Here is a 23833-nt window from a genome sequence, read left to right as displayed (position 1 = left end):
CTTTCTTGCTGCTTAAAACGCTCCATCAGCCTTAAAAATTGCAACAATATTTTTCAACAATATTTTTAAGTCGAACAAAAAACAAGCATGATCTACATAGTAAAGTTCATACTCACATCTCTCAGGATATTCAATATTACTTCTACCAGAAGCCTGCCAGTAACCCATTGCTCCCGGAGTAACAGATAAAAACTTATCCACCCTATCACCATATTCTTTTAATTCCTCTTCGATAATGGGACGTGGGCCAATTAGACTCATATCGCCTTTGAATATATTGATAAACTGGGGCAGTTCATCAATAGATGTTTTTCTTAAGAAATGGCCTAATTTTGTTATCCTTGGATCCTTATCAGGTGGTAGTTTGTAGCTGTTAGCAACATATAATTTATATAATTCTGCATCATTTTTCAGTACCTCTGCTGCACCCACAACCATTGACCTGAACTTATAAATATAAAACTTCTTTTTATTTTTTCCTACACGTTCCTGTTTATAAAATAATGGGCCCTTATTCTTTCCAAAGCTATATATGATTACCATCGTTATAAATATTGGTATCATTACGATCAAAGCTACACTCGAAATGAGAATGTCTATAACACGCTTGAAAAATAAATAAGTCTTATTTTGACCCTTACACCCTATTTCGCGAGTCATTAATTTCTCCTCTATATAATACAAAATGTAAACTTTATTTTACCATATTGAGATAAAATATACATAACATACAGTATAATACTACCACAGAATATACGCAATTTTATAAAAATAATCTTTAAAATATCATAAGTATGTTATCAAATTAACTACACAAAAAAACCTAGAATTGCAAACTTACAAAATTGCAAGCCAATTCTAGGATTATTTATATCTATTTTAGAAACTTTGTCTCACACCCCACATCGTCTACTTTCATAACAAAAAACTTTCCGGTAACAAAGCTCTTCGATAATTCTTCTGCTACCTGTGTGGCATTTTTCTCCTGAGCAATCATCATAACTGTTGGACCTGCCCCACTCAAATAAGTACCATATACTCCGAGCGAGTGAGCTAACTTTCTAATGTCCTTTAAATACGGGACCAATTTTTCACGGTAACGTTCATGAAACCGGTCAGCTTCGATCATTTTACCCGCTTTAGTCAACTCTCCTGCCATTAAGGCTGCAACTAATGTATTACCCACACTACTTCCCTCTATTGCTGTCTTGAAAGGAAGTAAATCGGGAAGTACCCCTCTACTTTCTTTCGTTAACAAAGATTCCTCTGGTACATATGCAACAAATCTCAGTTCAGGAAGCTTGGCAACTACACTTGTTACACTGTTTCCATTATATGATGACACAACTAAATTCCCAAAAATAGCTGGTGCAACATTATCAGGATGGCCTTCGATTTTAGTCGCAATTTCCAATTTTTGTTGCTTTGTCAGCTTTAAGTTGGCAAGCTTATCAGCAATTTCAATCCCAGCAACTATTGCAGAAGAACTACTTCCAAGTCCACGAGCCAATGGTATATCTGAGTTTACGCTCACTTTATGCGGTTGGATCGTAGGAGCAACCTTTAATGCGGTACTAATTATCAAATTACGTTCATCGTGATAGACTTTTCCCATATTATGGTCTACAATCCAAGTTTTGCTCTCTCCCCAAACCCTTACCGTAAGATAAAGATCAACTGCGACTCCAATTGAATCAAATCCTGGGCCAAGATTTGCACTTGTTGCTGGTACCCTAAGTTCAAATTGCATTTATCTTTCCAACCTTTGCTTATAATTATTCTGACAAAATTCTGTATGAAGCAATAACTTCGATTTCTTCTAGATTATCAATACCCTCAATAATTTCTTTAATTTGCTGTTCAGACATCTCATGAGTTGTCATAACAACACGAGCATTAACATCATCATATTCACTTTGAATAATCAAATGAAAACTTGCATTAAGTTCCGTCATAACCTCTGTGATTTTTAGCATTTGGCCTGGACGATCTCTAACCTTTAGTGAAATATAATAAGGATACTTAACCTCATCGGGTAAAGCTTGTTTACCTTCGCGTGAAAAATCATTGAAACGATTACCTGTCGTTTCCAAAACAATATCTTTTGTCACAGCGATTATGTCACTTAGTACGCTATTAGCTGTCGGCAATTCTCCTGCTCCAGGTCCATAGAACATGGTTTCTCCTACCGCTGCTCCCGTGACCAAGACTGCGTTATTTTCATTTTGCACAGCCGACAATGGCTGTGTCTCAGGGACAAGCACTGGGCCCACTGCAACACTAATCCTATCATTGATCAACTTAGCTATCCCTAGCAACTTGATGTTGTAACCTAGACCCTTTGCCTGCTTGATATCTTCCAAATCAATTCCGTTTATACCTTTAACCTCAATATCATCTAGTGCAACATTGATTCCGAAGGCAAATTGTGTCAAAATGATCATCTTGTATGCAGCATCAATTCCCTCAATATCATTCGTTGGATCTGGTTCCGCAAATCCGAGTTCCTGCGCTGATTTCAGAGCTTCAGCGAATGACATATTATTCTGACTCATTTTTGTCAAAATATAATTTGTAGTACCATTTACAATTCCCTTTACCTCTATAATGCGGTCGGCAGCAAAGGAATTAACAATTGTTCGTAAAATTGGAATACCACCTGCAACACTCGCTTCGTAAAACAGATCGCATTTATTTTGGTCGGCAAGTTCTGCTAATTCCGATCCGTATGTCGCAATCAAATCTTTGTTAGCTGTAATAATATGTTTCCCAGCTCTTAACAATAATTCAATGTATTTTTTTGCCGTTGTAACAGTCCCCATAACTTCAACAACAATATTAATCTCGTTATCGTTAATCAGTTCATTAATATCATTAGTCATCCTGATACCAGTTAAATCAATATCTCGCTTTTTTTCTAGGTTGTGTACAACCACTGTTTTAACCACAAGTTTCCTACCAGTGATGCTAGATATTTTGTGCTCATGATCCTTCAACAATCTGACAACACCGCTTCCGACTGTTCCTAACCCTAAAACACCAATATTAACGACTTGCATATCGTATCCTCCACTTTGTTTATTGCAACTATTCTATCATAAAAATCTAATATTTAGCGCAAATAATCAAAATTAAGTTTTCTTTACATTGTTTTCGAGCATTTACTTTTCGAATTGCTTCACCTATTACTGTTATCAATTATCTATTTATGGTATTCTTCATATATAAATGAGTATAAATGAGAAACTTCTAACAAGCAAAAGGAGAGAACTGTTCATGTCCTTACTATATCGTAGCACTAGGGATTTAAATGCAAACACTATTCCTGCATCTGAAGCAATACTAAAAGGATTGAGTGCAGATGGTGGTTTATATGTACCAACAAGTATCCCCAAAATCGACTTTGATTTATCCGAACTACCCGATTTTTCTTACAAAGAACTAGCATTTCGCATCCTCCGATTATTTTATACTGACTTTTCTGAAAACGAATTGCGAAAATGTATAGAGAATGCTTATGGAGATAGCTTTGACACAAATCTTATTGCACCACTATCTTTCCACGATGGAAATGGATACCTCGAATTATTCCACGGACCAACGATTGCTTTTAAAGATATTGCATTACAGCTGCTACCCCATCTGATGACAACTGCAGCAAAGAAGAATCATTTACAAAATGACATTGTAATTCTAACTGCAACCTCGGGTGATACTGGTAAAGCTGCAATGGAGGGCTTTGCTGACGTCGATGGCACAAAAATTATTGTTTTCTATCCTAAAGACGGCGTAAGTTTTATTCAGGAACAGCAAATGTTGACCCAAAAAGGAAAAAATACTTTTGTCTTTGCTGTTGATGGCAACTTCGATGTTGCTCAGACAAATGTTAAAAAGCTGCTCAATAATGATAAACTTTCCAAAGAGTTAGCAGCTAATAATTATCAATTTTCTTCTGCCAATTCAATCAATATCGGTCGCCTGTTTCCTCAAGTTGTTTACTATTTTTACGCCTACGCGCAAATGGTTAAACAAAAAAAGGTTACACTCGGTTCCGCTATCAACTTTAGTGTACCAACTGGAAATTTTGGTGATATTCTAGCTGGTTATTATGCGAAGAAAATGGGATTGCCTATCAATAAGCTTCTTTGTGCATCAAATAAAAACAATGTTTTAACGGAGTTTTTCAATGAGGGAGTGTACGATAAGAATAGACCTTTTTATGTAACATCTTCACCTTCAATGGATATACTGGTGTCAAGCAATCTTGAACGGCTTCTTTTTTACATTAACGATGAAAATGTGCAAGCAACAATTGAATTAATGGAACAATTAAACAAAACTGGGAAGTACACTATTTCCTCGGAAATAAAAAATTCACTATCTGATTTTTTTGCTGCTTTTGCCGATGAAGATCAAACGGCTAATGAAATTTCGCGAATATACCAACTTGATGGCTCAGTTATTGATCCTCATACGGCTGTAGCATCTTATGTTGCTAAACTTTATAAAGAGAACCATTCTGACTCAACAACACCAGTAGTCATCGTATCAACAGCCAGTCCTTACAAGTTTCCACAATCAGTCTTGGTTGGGCTTCATGATCCTGCGGCCTTTGAACCAGGTTTTGCTGCACTAAAGGCACTGAAAAGTAAGAGTAGTACTTCATTTCCTAATGCTATTGAACAGCTCCTAAACAATCAAAGAGCTCGCACCAAAAAAGTTATCTCATCGAGTGACATGAAAAAAGCTGTTAAAGGTATTCTTTTTAAAAAATAGTCCTTTACTATTTATGCATTAGGCATTTACCTAAAAACACTATAATTACTATTGATTTGTTTTTTTCATTCGCTTTTTGGCATATTTTTGTTACTTTTCTACTTTTTAATACGTGTTTAAATTAAGATAATATGTTATATTAGGTTACATAGGATCGTTTGGAGGGATTTTTAATGGATGAAATTGATTTAAAGATTGTATCAACTTTACAAAAAGATGCCCGTATTTCCTTGAAAAAGCTGGCTGATATTTGTTTTATTTCCGCACCGGCAGTCTCAACTCGCTTAACACACCTCGAAGAGCGCGGTATCATCAAAAATTATCAGACTTCTATTGATTACAAGATTCTTGGATACCCAATTAAAGCATATGTTAGCCTAAGGCTTTCACCTAAAGATAAAGATGACTTTTATCCATATATAAAATCTGTGGGTAATGTTATTTCTTGTGATTGTGTAACTGGTAGCTATTCCCAAATTATTACTTGCTACTTCAAATCCACCAGAGCTCTTGATAATTTTATCAATGATATCCAGCGCTTTGGCGAAACAAAGACTCAAATCGTATTTTCAACAAGTGTTATCCAAAGGCCCTTAGAACTTAATCCAGGAGAAGTTTATTTTTAGTTCACATTTACTTATATGTTCTATATATAGCTTGGACACATATTCCATAAGCATCTAGACTATACAAAAAAAGGATACAGGTCAAAATTTAAATTTTGACCTGTATCCTTTTTGATATATTTAGTTATTTACTCTTTCTTTTTTCCAAATTCCTAATACAACACCTGCAATGATTGCGCCAATTACAACGGCTGCAATGTAACCAAAAGCGTTAGTAGCTAATGGTGTTACCCATAAACCGCCATGAGGTGCTGGAACACTTACATGCCAAAGCTGTGTTAATCCACCAGCAATTGCGGCTCCCAACACACTTGAACCAATAACATGTAATGGATCAGCTGTTGCAAATGGAATTGCACCCTCAGTTATAAATGAAAAACCGAGTACCCAGTTAGTAATACCTGCTTTTCGCTCATCATCAGTAAATTTCTTTGGCCAGAATGCTGTTGCAATAGCTGTTGCAAATGGAGGAACCATGCCACCGGCCATCACAGCGGCCATCAAATCACCATTTTTAGTTGCTGTAAATGCACCAACAGCGAAAACATATGCCGCTTTGTTGAATGGACCACCCATATCAATGGACATCATACCACCTAAAATCAAGCCAAGTAATACAGCGTTACCTGTTCCCATGTGGTTCAAGAATGTCGTTAACCATGTATTAATAACTGCAAAAATTGGATTTACAATAAAGAACATCAAAAAAGCAACTAAGAACAGACCAACAATTGGATAAAGAAGCATTGGTTTCATACCTTCAAGTGATTTAGGCAACTTGGAGAATAAATGTTTCAGGAAAATAGTTAAGTAACCAGCAATGAAACCAGCTGCTATACCTCCCAAAAATCCACCGGCACTCTTTGCATTTGCCATAACGTTAGCAGTATATACACCACCAAAGGAACCACTATAAACAGTTGCCATGAACCCACCAACGAAACCAGGCATCAATGCTGGACGATCACCGATAGATTCAGCAATATATCCTGCTAGTACTGGAATCATAAATGCAAAAGCGAGACTTCCTGCATTGTTCAAGAAAATAAAACCTGTTGACTTTGGTCCGCCAAGATACTGTTCAATAACGAATGACAATGCCATTAAGATACCACCACCAACAACGAAAGGCAGCATATGGGAAACACCATTCATTAAATCCTTATATATTTTGCTTCCGACTGTACCATTTGCGCTGTCATCTTCTTCACTAGAATCTGCATCAGCGTGATAAATCGGTGCATCTTGATTGACTGCTTTATTGATAAGTTCTTCAGACTTCTTAATTCCATCAACAACTGGACGATTAACCAAATGTTTCCCGTCGAAACGAGCCATTTCAACTTTCTTATCAGCTGCAACAATAACACCTGCAGCACGAGAAATCTCATCAGCCGTTAAAAGATGCTTTACACCTTCTGAACCGTTTGTTTCAACTTTGATATCAACACCCATTGCCTCAGCTTGTTTCTTCAGTGCCTCTTCAGCCATGTATGTGTGTGCAATCCCAGTTGGGCAAGCTGTAACAGCTACAATGTATGGACGATCAGATGAAACTGGTTCTTTAGCAGTAGCTTTTTCTTTTTCTGCTTCTGCCTTATCTTTGGCTTCTTTAGCAGCTTGTGCATCTGCAAATAATTGTTGAACTTCATCTGGTGTTTTTGCCTTTTTCAAGCTTGCAACCAAATCTGGATTTATTAAAAGTCCTGAAAGTGTTGCAAGTGCTTGTAAATGAGTATCATTGGCACCTTCCGGAGCAGCAATCATAAAGAACAAATGTACTGGATTACCATCAAGGGCGTCATAATCGACACCTTTTTCACTCTTAGCAAACATAACCGTTGCTCTTTGGACTGCTTTGTTCTTGGCATGCGGCATAGCAATTCCGTCACCAATTCCTGTTGTTGATTGAGCTTCACGAGCTACAATGTCTTTTTTATAAAGTTCTTCATCATTGATAACACCCGTAACATAGTATTGATGTACCATTTCATCAATAGCTTCTTGCTTCGTCGTTGCTTTTAAATCCATAATCATTGCATCTTTTAATAACAATTCACGAATATCCATTACTACACTCCCTTTTAATCTTTATAGTCTTCTATTTTTATTTGTGGCAAAATCTCATCAATTTTGGCACGATCTGCTAAATCTTCTGAAAAGGCAGTTGCACTCCCACATGCCAAGCCATATCGGAAACTTTCGAGTGAATTCTTTGTAGCGGCGAATGTCCCCACAAAACCACCTATCATTGAATCGCCAGCACCAACTGAATTAATTACAGTTCCTTTTGGTGCCTTGCTGTAATAAACCTTATCAGGTGTAATCAACAAGCCACCATCACCTGCCATTGAAATCAGCACATGCTTTGCACCTAGATCTAACAACTTTTTACCATACTTAACAATATCAGGAATTCCATTTAACTTAACACCGAATAATTCAGCCAACTCATGGTGATTGGGTTTAACAACTAGCGGATGTTCCTTTAATGTTCTCATTAGGCTCTCACCAGTCGTATCAATTACAAAATCTGCACCTTTGTTACGAATTAATTCAATCAATTCAAAGTAAAAATCCTTCGAAAGGCTTGGGACCAAACTGCCAGATAAAATAACTACATCATTCTCTGTCAATTTATCGAATTGCTTTTTAAATACGTCAACTTCTTCACTGGAAATTTCAGGTCCTTTACCATTTATTTCCGTTTCATCTTGTGCTTTGACCTTCACATTTATGCGGGTATCAGCCGCTATATGCGTAAACTTTGTCTTCAAATTCTTTGCCTTTAGTGATTCCTCAACAAAGTCGCCTGTGAACCCACCTAAGAATCCAAGAGCAATATTATCTTGTCCCAATTCTCGGAGAATACGTGAAACATTGATTCCTTTTCCACCTGGAAGCTTTGCGTCATAATCCATACGATTAACTTCACCTAAAGTCAATTCTTTAAGCCGCACAATGTAATCAATTGATGGATTAACTGTAACTGTGTAAATCATAATGAAACCTCCTGAATTTCTGTTTGGTTATTATACTGGTCAAAAACCAGCCTTGATAACTTATTGGTAATTATTTTAGCCTCTGATACTTCAGCAACTTTAACAAAAGAAAACTGGTCAAATTTTGTACTATCCACTAAAACAAACGACTCGGCCCCCTGCTTTATTGCCGCAAGCTTCACCGCTGCCTCATCAGGATCAGGAGTCGTATATCCGTATTCAAGGTGAACCCCATTCATCCCAAGAAATACCTTATTAAAGCGGTAACGTTGCAACTCTTGGACTGTTTCTACACCAACAATTGCCTTTGTCGTATTTTTCAATTCGCCACCAACCAGAATGGTTCTAATATTTTGGTCAGCGAGTGCAGTTGCGTGCAGTATTCCATTGGTAACAACCGTTAACTGTTTCTTTTGTTTCAGAAACTGAATCATAGCCAATGTAGATGTGCCTGCATCAAGGTAAATGACATCTTCGTCTTGAATAAGACTTACTGCCACTTTCGCAATTTGATTTTTTTGTTCAATATTCTGAGAGAATTTACCACTCATGTCTAGTTCCTTTTGTAAGGATTGACGCACCTTAGCGCCACCATGTACGCGAATTAAGATTCCTTTTTCTTCTAATTCCTGCAAATCCCTACGAACTGACGATTCTGAACACTTAACTTCCTTACAAACATCATGCAACTTTACAATTCCATTCTCATGAAGCATTCTCAAAATTACTTGTTGCCGTTCTTCTGCAAGCACTTACATTACCTCCTAAAATATAGTAACATCGCCGGTGCAAAAAATCAATCAAAAAAGTGCAAAAAAGTGCAAAAAAGTGCAAAAAAACGCATTTTCAATCATTTAAATAAGTATTTATGACTGTTTTTGATTGAAATTTCCTTTTTCACTCATTAATTATAAGCCTTACTATCCAAAACATACCATTATTAAGACACAAAAAAAGCAGATTACTGAAAGAAATCAGTGTCATCTGCCAAAATATTTTCTACAAAAGAATTTTAATTCTTGAAACTATGAATAGGTGCAGGTATCAATCCGCCTCTAGCTATCATTCGCGTTGAAGAAGCCTTATTGACCCCCATTATAGGAGCATATCCTAATAATCCGCCAAATTCTACCGTCTCTCCAACCTTCTTATTCTGAATTGGTAAAATTCTAACAGCTGTTGTCTTATTATTGATCATACCGATTGCTGCTTCATCTGCGATCATTGCAGAAATTGTATCTGCTGGTGTATCTCCAGGAATTGCAATCATGTCCAACCCTACAGAACAAACAGCAGTCATAGCCTCAAGCTTTTCAATATTCAACGTTCCAGCATTAACAGCTGCAATCATTCCAGCATCTTCAGATACAGGAATAAATGCTCCAGACAGTCCACCAACATGGCTGCAGGCCATAATTCCACCTTTTTTAACTGCATCATTAAGCAAAGCTAAGGCAGCAGTTGTGCCATGAGTTCCTACACTTTCGAGTCCAATTTCTTCGAGAATTTGTGCAACAGAATCTCCCACGGCAGGGGTTGGAGCTAATGATAAATCAACGATTCCAAAAGGAACACCTAGACGCTCTGCTGCGATTGTTCCAACCAATTGCCCCATCCGAGTGACCTTGAATGCTGTCTGCTTAATAGTTTCTGCAACAACATCCATTGACTCGCCCCTAACATTTTCAAGGGCGTGTTTCACAACTCCTGGACCGCTAACCCCGACATTAATAACAGTATCTCGTTCACCAACACCATGAAAAGCTCCGGCCATAAATGGATTATCTTCAACTGCATTGCAGAAGACAACCATTTTTGTATTTGTCATAAAAGAACGCTCTGAAGCATCCTTTATAATCTTACCCATTTCAGCAACAGCATCCATATTGATACCACTGCGTGTCGAGCCTACATTAACTGAAGCACAAACCAAGTCTGTCTCATCCAAGACTTGGGGTAGTGACCTAATTAATTTGAGATCCCCTGTTTGATATCCTTTTTGTACAAGTGCGGAGAACCCACCTATGAAATTAACACCAAGTTCTTTAGCTGCACGATCCAATGTTTGTGCATACTTCAAGTAATTTTGATCAGCACTTGCCGCCGCAATAATTGAAATTGGGGTCACAGAAATTCGTTTATTGATAATTGGAATACCATATTCTGCCTCAATTTGTTCGCCAACCTTGACCAAATTCTTAGCCTTTGTCATTATCTTGTTGTAAATACGTTCACAAGCTCTTGTGCTATCACTGTCAATACAATCAAGCAACGAAATTCCCATTGTAATAGTACGGACATCAAGATTTTCGTCAGAAATCATGTGGATTGTTTCAATAATCTTCTCGGTTTCCATCTTTAATTAAATATCCTCCTATAGTTGATGCATTGCATGATAAATTTCTTCACGCCTGATTTTAATTTCAACACCTAATTTCTTCCCTATTCCACCAAGTTCTTCTGAAAGAGCGGTAAAATCTGCTTTCTCATCGTTTATCTCTACCATCATCATCATTGTAAAATAACCATCCATAATAGTTTGAGAAACATCAAGTATATTAATTTTCTTTTCAGCTAAAAATTGGCTAACGCCAGCGATAATTCCTACTTGATCTTTACCAATTGTAGTCAGAATTGCTTTCATTACAGCACCTCATTTAATTTATTAGACTTATTTTCCCAAGTATATCCTTTTATACCATGTTCTGCAACGTCACTAATGTGTAGTATTCGTCTTTTAGATACCATTTTAAAAAAAATCTGCTTCAAGACAAATTTCAACAAACAAAAATAATCTAAAGACGAATATTATTGTTTAATTTGACACTATTTTATCTGATAGAAAAATTTCTTGCTATCATCCAAAATAAACTATAACATTGGATGTTAGAATAATTATTACAATATATATTTTAATAGCACAAAATTCAGCACAGATATCTGTTTAATATGGAAAGGAATCATTCATGAACACACATATTACGAAAGAAAAAAGAACAATTATCACAATCATTCTACTTCTAGTGACATTTCTCACATTAGCTAGTCAAACAATGATGGTCACTGCTTTACCTGTTATTCAAAAAGTAATGAATGTTTCTTTAAATAATGTTCAGTGGCTGACCACTGGCTATATCTTAATCATTGGAATTGTCACACCACTGTCCTCCAACTTATATGATAAGTACTCCAATAGACAGTTGTTTTTAGTAACAACTGGTATTTTTATTCTTGGTACTATTCTAGGTTCTTTAGCTACCAGTTTTCTTACCTTGTTGATCGCCCGTATTCTTCAAGCATGCGCCGGTGGAATAGTTATGTCCTTCCAGATGACCACCATGGTGACTATCTATCCTCCAGAAAAGAGAGGTACCGTCCTAGGATTATCTGGCCTGGTAATTGCCTCTGGGCCAGCAATTGGGCCAACAATTTCCGGTATTATTTTGCATTTTTTAAATTGGCGCTTTCTTTTTATTCTTGTACTGCCGCTTGTCCTTTTGCTTTGGTTGATTGCTTTCTTTTATTTTCCTAATTATTCACAAAAAAAAGATGTCAAAATTGACATCCTATCTGTATTTCTCTCACTCGTTGGAGCAACTTTGTCTCTGGCAAGTCTCACATTGTATGAGCAAAACTATCTACTTGCTGGGCTCATGCTGATTATTGGTATTTTCTTATTAACGATCTTCTACAAGCGCCAATTGCTACTCACTCAACCTGTTCTTAAAGTTCAAATACTCAAAGTCCGCTCTTTTAGTTTGCTGACAGTGATTGGGCTACTTGCCTTCATGGTACTCATTGGCACAGAACAGATTATTCCAATTTTTGTGGAAAATGTTCAGGGATTGAACAGCATGCAAGCTGGTTTCATTCTGTTACCTGGCGCAATTTTAAACGCACTCTTTGCAGCACTAGCAGGTCGCTACTACGATAGCCATGGTCCTAAGCATCTATTATATATGGGTGTCTTATTAATGCTGATTGCGACGATCCCATTGGTCTCGTTGACAGAAACAACACCTACTTGGCTGATAACCTCCGCCTACCTTGTTCGAATGATTGGCAATTCATTAGTCTTTGCACCGGCAATGTCAGAAGCCTTCAAAGATATCATTCTAACAGATATTAGTCACGCATCGGCTCTGAATAATACTTTCCGACAAGTTGCTGCTGCTGTATCAACCACCATAATGATTGTAATTGCGGATATACCTAGCTCATTTACACTTGGTACACGCCTATCAATTTGGTTCACAGTCGTACTTCTACTCTTAATGCTATATATTATAAAGGTTTATTTGAAAACTGCTAGTCAACGAAATTAAAGACTTTTTCACTTTGACCCTCAAAAAAAGATGTTACATTTTGGCAAGATATTCGCTGTAGAGATGCCATTGAATCTTGTGAGTAAAAGGCTGTATGCGGAGAAATTATTATATTATTCCTCTGCAGCAAAGGATTATTGACTAAATCAGGTGTCTCACTTTCTAACACATCAAGTGCAGCACCCCGAATCATGCCACTGTCAATTGCCATTAAAAGCCCTGTTTCATCAACTGTTTCACCTCTTGAAACATTGATGAAGTAAGGCTTTTTTTGCGCCATTTTCTTGAAAATATCAATGTTAAAAAAGTGATAGTTTTCAGATGTTGCTCCCATATGGTTAGATACAATATCGGCCTTCGTCAATAGTTCATCTGCAGTTACAAATTTTACCCCATCTTTTATTGTTCCAGTACCCATATGTCCACTGTATGCTATTACTTGCATTCCTAATGCACTTGCCATCTTAGCAACCGCTGCACCAATCCGACCATAGCCAAAGATTCCTAAAGTCATTCGTGAAAGCCTAGGTTGAGCCATAAAAGCGTCATACTCCCATCGATGCTCTTCACTCACAAGTTTGTCGTATTGTTTCAATCTTTTTACTAATACAAGCATTAACGAAATTGTAAATTCAGCAACGTCTTGCGTACAGTACTCTCCGATTGCACAGACTCTGACTCCTTTTTTCTGTGCCAACTGTAAGTCAATTTTTTCATAGCCAACTGCACTAACAGATATTAGTTTTAATTTTGGTGCTGCATCAAGTATTTTCTTATTGATTGGTAAAAAAGCTGTAATCAGCGCATCGGTGTCCTTAAGTTCTTTAAAAAAAGCTGATTGTTCTTTCAAATCATAGGGTTGTGTCACAACTATCCAGTCTGGATGATTCTTTTTTAATAATTTTATCTCGACCGCATTATCCTTTTGCATTATTTCTTTAAAATCAGAAATCATCACTTTCATTTGAACACCCCTGTTTTCTATCAAATATACATCTTAAAAGCATTCTATCATCGCATTTATACATTTCAAAGCAAAAATATACATTTTTAGAAAAAGCTGTATAAAAAAAGAATCTGTCTTTTTTTTTGACAGATTCCAAAGTTATAAAGCCCTTTTTGTTCTTAAAAGATAACTATCTACTTTAAAGTTTGATTTTCTTTTTCTTGATATACAAATTTAATATCTGCAAACTCTTTTGCTGCATCCTTACCCTTTAAATATGCCAAAGCTTCTCTTCTCGTCTTTGACAAATCAATTCCCTGAGCTTTTGCAGCAAAAATACAACCGCAATAACACTGGCGATAAACGTCGTATTCTCGGCACATTTCCACAGAACGCCGATAGCCATTATTTTTCTTAAAATCGCTAGGTAAATACATAGTATTATAAAAGTTTTGAACTTCTATTCCAACACTATTAACTACCTGTGAGTTCTTATGTGGACTAATTGTTAGTGCGCTCCCAAAGTAATCAAAGCCTAGTTCCACAGCTTTCGCAGCAACTAAATCCAATCTGTAACTAAAACATGCTCGACATCTTTGCCCACCTTCTGGTTCTTTTTCAAGCCCTCTGACTGCCAAAAAGTATTCTTGCGGTTCGTATGGTGCTGCAATAAACTGCACATTATTGCCAGTTCTCTGGTTAAAATCGCTAATGAATTTTTGCTGAACATACTCTCTACGCTGGTACTCTGCCCGTGGGTGAATATTCGAATTTGCATAATAGACTGTTACATCAGCATACTGTGTCAAGTACTCTAAAGTATAGGTGCTACATGGTGCACAGCAACTATGTAATAAAATCGACGGTCTGTTAGCATTTCTTTGCCAATTTGCAACCATCTTTTGGAGTATCTTATCATAATTAATTTTTTGATTTGGATTCATTTTATCTAAAATTTCATGTAAATCGATCATCGTATAACCTCGTAATAATTTTCTATGCACAGTATACTACTCCTGTGCACACATTACTAAGGTAATATTAGTCTAATGCTACTGCCACTGCAACTTTTTCAAACATACTCTGTGCAATAATTTCACCCGCTGCCTTATTGACATGCATGTGGTCTCCCAAATCATACTGCTTAAGCAGCCGAAAACTATTATCTTCAACTAATTCTGCAGTATTAAGCAATTCATTTTTATATTTCCGCTGAAGAAGTTTGTTTAATTTTATTCTAGTACTGATATTTTGCTCCACCATCGAAGTGTGAATTTCCCTTGTATGCCCAATTTCAAATGGCGTTACCGTACTTAGCATAAAGTGGCTTTTTACCATTTTTATCTGTTCACAGATGTGCTCAACTTCCGTGAACAGATCTTGAGCCTTAACAAGTTGTTTTTGTGCCTCTTTGCTAAAGACAGGTAGTATTAAATCATTTAGTCCCGCAAACATTAATACCAAATTTGGCTTATTCTGCAATACTTTGGGTAGAGTTTTTCTTGTTTTTACTCCAAATGTTGCAAATAAAGGTTCATCTTGTGGAGCATCATTGAGTATTCTCTGGCCAGAGATTCCATAATTCAAAACAACCACTTTGCCTGGAAATTGTTTATACAACAAAGCCATGAGACTATCACTAATATATCCCATTTCAACTAATGAATCCCCAATTATGGAAATAACTTTTGCTCGATAGTCACTAAGCACTTCTACCTTGCTTAGACAAAACCAACCTCGTCTAGCATCAATTGTTCGACGCAATGACGGACTTGTGTCAGCCTTTCTAACGATTACCGCATTCGTCATTGATGTGTCATAGGTATTAGCAAAATCCATATATCTTTGAGGCCTATTACTAATTAGTTTTAAAAAGATTTTCATCCCTGGTTGAATCACAAAATCCAATGAATCGGTAATTATAGCTGTCCCTTTTTTTATAACAACCGCCTCTTTGCCATCAAAATATACCCTGTGTTTCACGTGGAACTTCTCATCTGTACTAAAACTTACTTCGTCAAACACAATATCTTTATCACCATATAAATTTGACAACTCAAATCGGACAGCATTGCCGCTAACATTCAAAGTCATTTGAATTATTTCTGTTAATTCAGCCATTTTAAAAGGCAAAGTTGAAAAATCGCTGCATTCATGTATCCAAGCAGTTTGCCATTCCATTTTATCCACCTTCTTTTAATCTCTGCTCGCAGCCTATTTAGTCTAGAATATGTGGAAGTGTGACACAAATTGGTAAAACTTAAGCACTAACATAAAAGTTACAAACATAGTAAGTCTTTGCTGTGTATAGTTGGAGAGAGCCTTTTGATCACGGAATACGTTTATGCAGAATCAAATAAAGAGGCTGGTTCAAAATTTGACTTTTGACCCAGTCCCTTCATAAATGACTCATAGCCGCTAGTCCTATCCAGCTAGCAAATCAATTATTTCTTGCTCGGGAATACCTTGGAAATATTGATTCAAGTTGCTGTTAAGCAGCCTTGCCTCTAATTCTGACTTACCAAAAATGCTACCAGCAAGCTTGGATTCAAGCTCGCTTACATTATTTGTTCCGAAAAAGTCACCGTAAAACTTAATATTTTTGATTTTTCCTTTTTCAACAAAAATACGTGCATCAATCGTGCCACTTGTAAAGTGCTTACGCTTTTTGACAGTAAACTTAGGTGATTTACCGTAGACCCAATCCCAATTACTGTAGTACTGTGCCTCGATTTCATCAATCTTCTTTTCATCTTCTGCTGTCAGTAGGTACTCGTTTCCTTTTGCCTGCTCAATACTATCTACTCCTAAAACCTTCGTAATCAACAAATCCCGAAATTCCTCAGTCGTAATATTTTGATACTGTGGTAAAAGATATGGCCGTAAATTTGTAACACGGCTGCGTACCGATTTTATTCCCTTAGATTGAATCTTATCTAGAGGTACCGTCAACGTTTTGGCAACCTCTGAAGTATCCACATCTAACATCAACGTTCCATGTGAGAATGTTTTTCCTCCCCGAGTATACATCGCATTTCCAGAAAATTTCTTTCCATCAACCACAATGTCATTACGTCCTGTCACTTCTGCACCTGTCACACCCATGTCATGTAAAGCATCAACAATCGGAGAAACCATTTTCTTAAAGTCTCCAAATTCTTGGTTCTTGGAATCAACGATAAAGCTGAAACACAGGTTTCCTAAATCTTGATACATCGCACCACCACCGGAAAGTCTTCTGGTAACAGTTACTCCATGTTCTTTGCAATAACTCTGATTGACTTCCTCAAGGGTATTTTGATTTCTTCCAACAATTACGCAGCGGTCCTCAATATAGAATAATACAACCGGTAATTTTAATTTATCGCTATTCATCAAGTACTGTTCAGTTGCCAGGTTCCGTCGGATATCGAATGTTTTCATTGCTACATATTGCATCAAAGTCATCTCCTAAATATTAATTGGTAGTCCCAGTGCAATATCAGTGGCATCCATGACAGCTTCACTGACACTAGGATGTGGATGAATTGTTAATGAAACATCTTCAATCGTTGCCCCAGTTTCAATTGCCAGTGTCAATTCTGTAATCAAATCACTAGCATTAGGCCCAACAATTTGTGCTCCGACGATTGCCTGACTATCCTTTTCGAACACAAGACGTACAAATCCATTCGTGCTGCTCATTGAGATTGCACGTCCGTTAGCTGCAAACGGGAACTGTGCTTTCTTAACGTCAAGGCCTTGTTCCTTAGCTTCTGCTACTGTCAAACCAGTTGTTGCAATTTCACTATCTGTGTAGCAGACAGCTGGCATGGCACGGTAATCTACAATTCCCTTGGAACCAGAGATTGCCTCTGCTGCAATTTTCCCTTCGTAACTAGCCTTATGTGCTAATGCGGCTCCAGGTATAACATCACCAACTGCATAGATATTGTCAACACTTGTTCTGCACTGTGCATCAACCTCAATTAGTCCGCGGTCCCCGATTTTTACACCAATATGTTCCAAACCTAAATCTGTGGTATTTGGTTTACGTCCCACACAAACAATGCAGTAATCGGCTTCTAATTCCTTTTCTTCGCCATTAACATCAAATTTGATTTTGACGCCCTTATCAGTCTGTTCTGACATTTTTGCGACCGCATTAGTATAAATATCGACATGCTGGCCACTAAAATGGTGTTCAACAACCGACACCAAGTCTTTTTCGTAATTGGCTAAAATTCGATCTGCTCCCTCAAGGATAGAAACATGTGCTCCTAAATTTGCATATGCAGAAGCCAGCTCACATCCAATGTAACCTCCACCAACTACTATCAAATTTTTAGGTACTTTTTGGAGTGCTAGGGCTCCTGTTGAATCCAGAACCCTCCCTTTGAATTTAAAATTAGGAATTTCAATTGGATGACTCCCAGTAGCAATAATCAAATTGTTAAAACTATATGTCTGAGCAGAATCATCTGTCATCACGCGCAGGCTATGATCATCTTTCAAAAAAGCACTGCCCCAAATTACATCGATATGGTGCTTTTTGAATAGTCCAGCCACACCACCTGTTAATTTATCAACTACACTTTCTTGTTTCCACTTCTGTGTTTGCTTGAAATCCAGCGTTGCCGCTGTGACACGCAAACCCATTTCAGATGAGTTCATTGCTCTTTGATAACGATGAGCCGCCTCAATCAATGCCTTTGAGGGAATACAACCAACGTTCAAACACACTCCACCAATATATTCTTTCTCAATGACCGTAACTTTTTGCCCTTTTTCTGCTGCTCTAATTGCGGCAACGTAGCCACCAGGTCCAGCACCAATCACGACCGTGTCAAGTTCAATTGCAAAATCTCCAACTACCATCTGCTCACCCCTCCATCAATAACAATTCTGGTTCACTCAATAATTCACCTAAACGATTAAGTGCTCTTTGGGCCGTTGCACCGTCAATAATACGATGATCGAATGAAAGTGAAAGTTTTAACACATAAGCAACTTTGATTTCATCTTCCACAACAACTGCCTCTTTAGTAATCTTACCTAGCCCTAGAATTGCAACCTCTGGCCAATTAATAATAGGTGTAAAGAGACCACCACCAATTGAACCGATATTTGTAATCGACATCCCAGTATGCTTCATATCGTTGCTGGTGAGTTTACCATCTTTTGCTTTTTCTGTATTTTCTGTGATTTGTTTCGCTAATCCAAATAAACTCTTTTGATCAGCATTTTTGATATTAGGTACAAATAGACCTCTATCGGTATCCGTTGCAATTCCAACATTGATATAGTCACGATATACAATTTCTTGGTTTTCTATGTCAACATATGAGTTAAAGATTGGGAATTCCTTCATGACAATTGACAATGCCTTAACAACATAAGGCAAGAATGTAAGACGGACTTCTCGTTCAGCCGCCATTGTCTTGTACTGTTTACGATGATCCCATAATTTGTCGACCACAACATCATCAAAAACGGTAACATGCGGAATTTCGCTAACACTATTCACCATTGCTTTAGCTGTAGCCTTGCGGATTCCAGACATCTTTTCTCTAGTTTCTGGCCATTCTTGACTTGAGGTTTGTGAATCTTTGCTTGCAGAACTTGTTGCAGTTACACTCTCTGCCTCTTTTGTTTCTGCTGTCTCAGTCTTGTTTCCACCTTGCAAGAATGCATCAACATCCTCTTTAGTGACATGACCGTGGGAACCTGTCCCACTCACATTTTTGATATCCACACCTTTTTCCCTAGCATAGACACGTACTGCTGGCATTGCTAAGACAGGCAATGTTCTATCGACCTCAGACATTTTAGGAGGAGCCGTTTCCGTTTCTGTTTTACCCACTACACTAGTTTCTGTTGTTGGCACTGTCTCTATTGCGGGAGAAGCTGGTGTCTGTTCAACAGATGTTTGTGGTGCTGCTTTTTCGGTACTCTCGGTAACATTTCCTGCTCCTTCGACCTCAAACTCAACTAACACTTGCCCAACTTCAGCAGTTTCACCTTCACCTACAAGAATATTCTTAACAGTTCCTGCCACAGGAGAAGGGATTTCTTCAACTGATTTATCATTTTCAATCTCTAATAAGTCATCATCTTCTTTTAGAACATCACCAACTTTTACATACCATTGTGCAACTGTTCCTTCTGAAATTCCTTCACCAATATCTGGCAACTTGAATTGATACGCACCCATTTGCTCGCCTCCTAATATTCTAAAATCTCTTGCGCCTTTTCAACTACATCTTTCTTATTAGGAAGCCAATCACTCTCTGCTTCACTAAATGGATAAGGTGTATTCGGTGCCGTAACACGTCCAATTGGTGCCTTTAAATATAAAATACCCCTTTCAGCAATAAGCGCTGCTACTTGAGAACCTACGCCTGCTTGTTTTGGTGCTTCTTGCACAATTACTGCTCGTCCAGTCTTCTTAACTGACTCCAAAATGGTTTCCTCATCAATTGGCGACACGGTTCTTAAATCTACCACTTCTGCACTAACATTTTGTTTAGCCAATTCATCGCTTGCCTTGACTGCTTCTTGAACCATTGCACCATAAGCAATAATAGTCAGGTCTGTGCCTTCTTTTACGATGTTAGCTTTGTCCAGAGGTACAGTATATTCTTCATCAGGTACTTCTGCTTTGATCGATCGATATAACTTCATATGCTCCAAAAATACAACTGGATCATCGGAACGAATTGCTGAAATTAAGAGCCCTTTGGCATCATATGGATTACTTGGAATAACAACACGTAATCCTGGAATCTGTGCTACCAATCCTTCTAAACTGTCAGCATGTAATTCCGGTGTGTGTACACCCCCACCAAAAGGAGCACGGATTGTAATTGGCATCTCACGTGTTCCACCTAATCGAAAGTGAATCCGCGAAATCTGTCCCGCGATTTGGTCCATTGCTTCAAAGACAAAACCAAAAAATTGAATTTCGGGTACTGGACGAAAACCTTCTAAAGCTAATCCAGCTGAAAGTCCGATAATTCCAGATTCAGCAAGGGGTGTATCAAAAACACGTTCCTCTCCATGCGTTGCCTGAAGATTTTCTGTGGCACGGAAGACTCCACCATTTTTCCCGACATCTTCACCAAAAACAAGGACTTTCTCATCTCTTGCCAGCTCCTGATCTAGCGCGTCAGTTATTGCTTTAATCATTGTCTTGTTCGCCATAATTATTTTGCCTCCTTCTCTTCAAATTTCTCAATTTCCCTTTGAATCTCAACCGGTGTATCTTTGAAAGTATTTTTCAGATATTCACTAATCTTTTGTTTTGGCATGTTTTCAACTTTATTAATTGCTTCATTAATTTCAGCACGGACCTGCTCAACATAGGCTTCCTCATCTTCTTGTTTCCAGAGACCTTTACTCTCAAGATAGAGTCTCATCCTTACTAGTGGGTCTCTTTTAACCCAAAGATCATCTGTTTCTTTCGTACGATAACGTTTCGGATCATCTCCAGAAAGAGTATGTGGACCATAACGATACGTCAAAGTTTCAATCAGCACTGGGCCATTACCTGCCAGTGCATAGTCACGTGCCTCTTTTGTCACCTCGTAAACAGCCAGTGCATCCATTCCGTCTACTTGAATCCCAGGAATTCCTGCAGCAACAGCTTTTTGAGCTAAAGTTCCTGCGGCAGTTTGCTTACTACGCGGAACAGAGATGGCATAACCATTATTTTGGATAACAAAGATGGCGGGAGCTTGAAATGCACCTGCAAAGTTAATCCCCTCATAAAAATCACCTTGAGATGTTCCACCATCACCAGTATAGGTGTATGCAACATTCTTTTGACCCTTTAATTTAAAACCAAGTGCTACTCCTGCAGCTTGGACGTATTGTGCCCCAATAATAATTTGTGGTGGTAATGCCCGTAATTCAGCTGGGTACTTGTTACCATCAACGTGGCCGCGTGACCATAAGAATGCTTGATATAGAGGCAACCCATGAAGTACAAGCTGTGGAACATCACGATATGCGGGTAAAATAAAATCCTCTTTTTCCATTACGAAATTCGATGCAATCTGGCTTGCCTCTTCACCCGCAGTGGGTGCGTAGAATCCTAGGCGCCCTTGACGATTCAATTTTGTTGAACGCTCATCTAGTGTTCTAGACCAAACCATTTGTTTAAAGAGTTCAACAAGCTCTTCATCACTCAGATCCGGTTTCCAATCAGGTTCCAACAATTTTCCCTCTGTAGATAAGAGCTGTACCGGTTTGAATTCATCATCAAACTTCTTCAATTGTTCAAAATCGATTATTTTTTTTGACATTTCTAGACCTCCTCGTCATTATCAAGCAAAACATTCATTACAAGCATTGTTTACAAAACAACTTATTTCTTCCTCTCTAGAAGCATTTCTGTAAACCGCTTTCATACTTATTTTAACGCCTTTTTTTCAATATTTAAACATTGTGATTACATGAACTTATTATGATATACAAGAACCATTTCTACAACAAATTTGCTACCCTAATTTTCATCAAATTATCATTTTTAAATCTATGGTTGTGATTTCAAACACATACTTTTTCGTAAATTTCTCCTACTAACTCTGTCGTTCCTCTGAAAATTATTTTATTATTAATTTAATTAACCTAAGGGAGGTGTCCATATGTTATGGCTTTGGAAAAATGCATCCCCACTAGTTGCCCTCACAAGTCTTTTTTTCATACCAATATTACTGTTGAATCTTTGGGGACTATCAAGCGGTAGTCATCTCATTTACGGTGTCTTAATAATCATTGATTTTATTTACTTAAATCTCGAATCAATTTTCATTGCAATTTTGGTAAGAAAAAAGCATCTAAAGAAAAATCTAGATGCTGATAGTAAAAAAGATGATTAACATTTTTTAATAAATTTTGCCTATTCTGTGGAGAAATAGACAAATAATTCCTATTTGAAGAGTGAATGTTATCGTATAAATTACCGCAATTTTATCCAGGTTATGATCAGTAAATAAAAGGTCATGGATGATCCCCTCAATTGGTGTGAGTGTCTGTGCCAGCACCATAGAAACTGTGAAAATCCTTCTTTGAAAATTTTTACTGATATTTATTTACTGATAGATATATTAAATGTTAAAAAACTAACAGCCCCTGCAAATGTCAGATATGTTAAATACAACAGTATGAACTCCCAAGAAGTTTTTGGAAAAATTAGCAACGGTGTGGAAATAATGAAAACAACAGTTCCACATAATAATGTTTTTTGCAGAAATACAAATATTGTTCCCATCTGCAAAATTACTCAATATGGAAACACATGATTTGCAATCGTTAGTAACATTACATTTAACCTAGGCTCAAGAACATATTAATAGCCCACAAAGAAAGAACCATTTGTAGCATCTATATAAAATCTGTATTTTCGTTTCATTAATTCTAAAAAGGAACTGCAACTCAGTTTTTATCAAGGACTTTCATGAAAAAAGAATATAAGGCCAATGAACGAAAGACCATTAAGGTTGATCCGTCTGTATATGATTTAATAAAAAGTATGTCTGTCGTTACAGATACGAAGATGTACGATTTAGTTAATCAGATGTGTAAAACCTACTTGGATAACAATGTCTCTCAACGGCAAAAAGAAACAATTTTGCTGATGTTAAAGCAAAATGAAAAATAAAATTCAACAAATAGAAATTGCTTTGTTTTGCGTGTACCCATATCTGTACAACTTAAGCAGCTTCGAAAAAAGTGTGGGAGTACTTTTCTATGATTTATGAAGCATGGTAATAATCATATATGATATTAATTATGATTAGAATCTTTATAACTGATATAACAGCTATCTATAGCAGAATCAACTAACTTATGGTGTAAAGATTATCTTTGCTATAAAAATGAGGATTGTATATTTAATTAGAAGTGCCAGCATAACTATAAAAATAGTTACTGTCAGGGTTATAGTAATTACACCAATAATTAAAAAGGCTAGCTAAACTGTGTTTTTATAACTATTTGGAGAAGTGTACCAAAAATCATAACAATATTTAAAAGCTCAAACGCTGGTAACGAGTTAAATGTTATTTTCTTGATTAATATCGCAATTTTCTGATCAAATTGTAATATCAATCTCTTTTTTCGAGAGCGTAAAATATCTTGTGTAAATGCATAAAAGATTTCTGAATTGTATAGAAA

21 protein-coding genes and 1 pseudogene are annotated in these 23833 nt (G+C 37.2%); 5 read left to right on the top strand and 17 right to left on the bottom strand.

What is annotated here, in order from left to right:
• Nucleotides 1-12: 12 nt before the first annotated feature.
• From IV36_RS09910 to IV36_RS09900, 3 genes are all read right to left on the bottom strand, one after another.
• Nucleotides 13-660 carry a sugar transferase gene (locus IV36_RS09910; protein WP_056992155.1) on the bottom strand — a complete coding sequence of 216 codons (648 nt, stop codon included), beginning with the start codon at nucleotides 658-660 and terminating at the stop codon, nucleotides 13-15.
• Nucleotides 661-874: 214 nt separating this feature from the next.
• Nucleotides 875-1750 (bottom strand): homoserine kinase, encoded by an 876-nt coding sequence (gene thrB / locus IV36_RS09905; RefSeq protein WP_056992153.1) that lies wholly within the window; start codon nucleotides 1748-1750, stop codon nucleotides 875-877.
• A 25-nt stretch (nucleotides 1751-1775) separates the two neighbouring features.
• Nucleotides 1776-3059: a homoserine dehydrogenase gene (locus IV36_RS09900; RefSeq protein ID WP_056992151.1), complete on the bottom strand. Its 1284-nt coding sequence runs from the start codon at nucleotides 3057-3059 to the stop codon at nucleotides 1776-1778.
• Nucleotides 3060-3276: 217 nt separating this feature from the next.
• Here IV36_RS09900 and thrC point away from each other — a divergent pair, with 217 nt between their 5' ends.
• Nucleotides 3277-4776, top strand: coding sequence for a threonine synthase (gene thrC / locus IV36_RS09895; RefSeq protein ID WP_056992149.1), 1500 nt, complete (start codon nucleotides 3277-3279; stop codon nucleotides 4774-4776).
• A gap of 173 nt (nucleotides 4777-4949) precedes the next feature.
• Nucleotides 4950-5402 carry an Lrp/AsnC family transcriptional regulator gene (locus IV36_RS09890; protein ID WP_010077953.1) on the top strand — a complete coding sequence of 151 codons (453 nt, stop codon included), beginning with the start codon at nucleotides 4950-4952 and terminating at the stop codon, nucleotides 5400-5402.
• Nucleotides 5403-5522: 120 nt separating this feature from the next.
• On the opposite strand, the gene IV36_RS09885 is transcribed toward IV36_RS09890, so the two are convergent.
• The 5 genes from IV36_RS09885 to IV36_RS09865 form a co-directional block, all read right to left on the bottom strand.
• Nucleotides 5523-7472, bottom strand: a complete 1950-nt coding sequence (locus tag IV36_RS09885) for a PTS fructose transporter subunit IIABC (protein WP_056992147.1) — start codon at nucleotides 7470-7472, stop codon at nucleotides 5523-5525.
• A gap of 14 nt (nucleotides 7473-7486) precedes the next feature.
• On the bottom strand, nucleotides 7487-8404 hold the full coding sequence (pfkB, locus tag IV36_RS09880; protein WP_056992145.1) for a 1-phosphofructokinase: 918 nt from the start codon (nucleotides 8402-8404) through the stop codon (nucleotides 7487-7489).
• On the bottom strand, nucleotides 8401-9156 hold the full coding sequence (locus IV36_RS09875; RefSeq protein ID WP_056992143.1) for a DeoR/GlpR family DNA-binding transcription regulator: 756 nt from the start codon (nucleotides 9154-9156) through the stop codon (nucleotides 8401-8403). Before IV36_RS09875 ends, pfkB begins: the two co-directional genes overlap by 4 nt.
• A 260-nt stretch (nucleotides 9157-9416) precedes the next feature.
• Nucleotides 9417-10760 (bottom strand): PFL family protein, encoded by a 1344-nt coding sequence (locus IV36_RS09870; protein WP_056992141.1) that lies wholly within the window; start codon nucleotides 10758-10760, stop codon nucleotides 9417-9419.
• A gap of 18 nt (nucleotides 10761-10778) precedes the next feature.
• Complete coding sequence (locus tag IV36_RS09865) at nucleotides 10779-11048, bottom strand: ACT domain-containing protein (RefSeq protein ID WP_010077958.1); 270 nt, start codon at nucleotides 11046-11048, stop codon at nucleotides 10779-10781.
• A gap of 322 nt (nucleotides 11049-11370) precedes the next feature.
• Between IV36_RS09865 and IV36_RS09860 the strand changes: the two genes are divergently transcribed.
• Entirely contained in the window at nucleotides 11371-12729 is a 1359-nt protein-coding gene (locus IV36_RS09860; protein WP_056992139.1) for a DHA2 family efflux MFS transporter permease subunit, read from the top strand.
• Here IV36_RS09860 and IV36_RS09855 read toward each other — a convergent pair.
• The 8 genes from IV36_RS09855 to pdhA all read right to left on the bottom strand — a co-directional run bounded on the left by IV36_RS09855 (nucleotide 12713) and on the right by pdhA (nucleotide 21960).
• Nucleotides 12713-13693: an NAD(P)-dependent oxidoreductase gene (locus IV36_RS09855; RefSeq protein WP_056992137.1), complete on the bottom strand. Its 981-nt coding sequence runs from the start codon at nucleotides 13691-13693 to the stop codon at nucleotides 12713-12715. The genes IV36_RS09860 and IV36_RS09855 overlap by 17 nt on opposite strands.
• 176 nt (nucleotides 13694-13869) lie before the next feature.
• Nucleotides 13870-14649: an epoxyqueuosine reductase QueH gene (locus IV36_RS09850; RefSeq protein ID WP_010077961.1), complete on the bottom strand. Its 780-nt coding sequence runs from the start codon at nucleotides 14647-14649 to the stop codon at nucleotides 13870-13872.
• A gap of 67 nt (nucleotides 14650-14716) precedes the next feature.
• A complete protein-coding gene (locus tag IV36_RS09845; RefSeq protein ID WP_056992135.1) occupies nucleotides 14717-15856 on the bottom strand; it encodes an SGNH/GDSL hydrolase family protein in 1140 nt (379 codons plus the stop codon).
• A gap of 243 nt (nucleotides 15857-16099) precedes the next feature.
• Nucleotides 16100-17113 carry a lipoate--protein ligase gene (locus tag IV36_RS09840; RefSeq protein ID WP_156648661.1) on the bottom strand — a complete coding sequence of 338 codons (1014 nt, stop codon included), beginning with the start codon at nucleotides 17111-17113 and terminating at the stop codon, nucleotides 16100-16102.
• A gap of 12 nt (nucleotides 17114-17125) precedes the next feature.
• Complete coding sequence (lpdA, locus tag IV36_RS09835; RefSeq protein ID WP_056992133.1) at nucleotides 17126-18532, bottom strand: dihydrolipoyl dehydrogenase; 1407 nt, start codon at nucleotides 18530-18532, stop codon at nucleotides 17126-17128.
• Between the two features lie 4 nt (nucleotides 18533-18536).
• Entirely contained in the window at nucleotides 18537-19868 is a 1332-nt protein-coding gene (locus tag IV36_RS09830) for a 2-oxo acid dehydrogenase subunit E2 (protein WP_056992131.1), read from the bottom strand.
• Nucleotides 19869-19879: 11 nt separating this feature from the next.
• Nucleotides 19880-20857, bottom strand: coding sequence for an alpha-ketoacid dehydrogenase subunit beta (locus IV36_RS09825; protein ID WP_010077966.1), 978 nt, complete (start codon nucleotides 20855-20857; stop codon nucleotides 19880-19882).
• Between the two features lie 2 nt (nucleotides 20858-20859).
• Nucleotides 20860-21960, bottom strand: coding sequence for a pyruvate dehydrogenase (acetyl-transferring) E1 component subunit alpha (gene pdhA, locus IV36_RS09820; protein WP_056992129.1), 1101 nt, complete (start codon nucleotides 21958-21960; stop codon nucleotides 20860-20862).
• A gap of 342 nt (nucleotides 21961-22302) precedes the next feature.
• Between pdhA and IV36_RS09815 the strand changes: the two genes are divergently transcribed.
• Nucleotides 22303-22536 carry a hypothetical protein gene (locus tag IV36_RS09815; protein ID WP_010077968.1) on the top strand — a complete coding sequence of 78 codons (234 nt, stop codon included), beginning with the start codon at nucleotides 22303-22305 and terminating at the stop codon, nucleotides 22534-22536.
• A 578-nt stretch (nucleotides 22537-23114) separates the two neighbouring features.
• The gene (locus IV36_RS09810) at nucleotides 23115-23318 is read left to right on the top strand and encodes a hypothetical protein (RefSeq protein WP_010077970.1); all 204 of its coding nucleotides are present in this window, start codon (nucleotides 23115-23117) and stop codon (nucleotides 23316-23318) included.
• A gap of 308 nt (nucleotides 23319-23626) precedes the next feature.
• Here the strand turns inward: IV36_RS09810 and IV36_RS12450 are convergent.
• Nucleotides 23627-23833, bottom strand: a pseudogene (locus IV36_RS12450) (hypothetical protein); the annotation flags it as partial.

Source organism: Liquorilactobacillus mali (genome assembly GCF_001437155.1).
GTDB classification, from domain to species: domain Bacteria; phylum Bacillota; class Bacilli; order Lactobacillales; family Lactobacillaceae; genus Liquorilactobacillus; species Liquorilactobacillus mali_A.
This window is presented reverse-complemented; position numbering and strand designations above follow the sequence as displayed.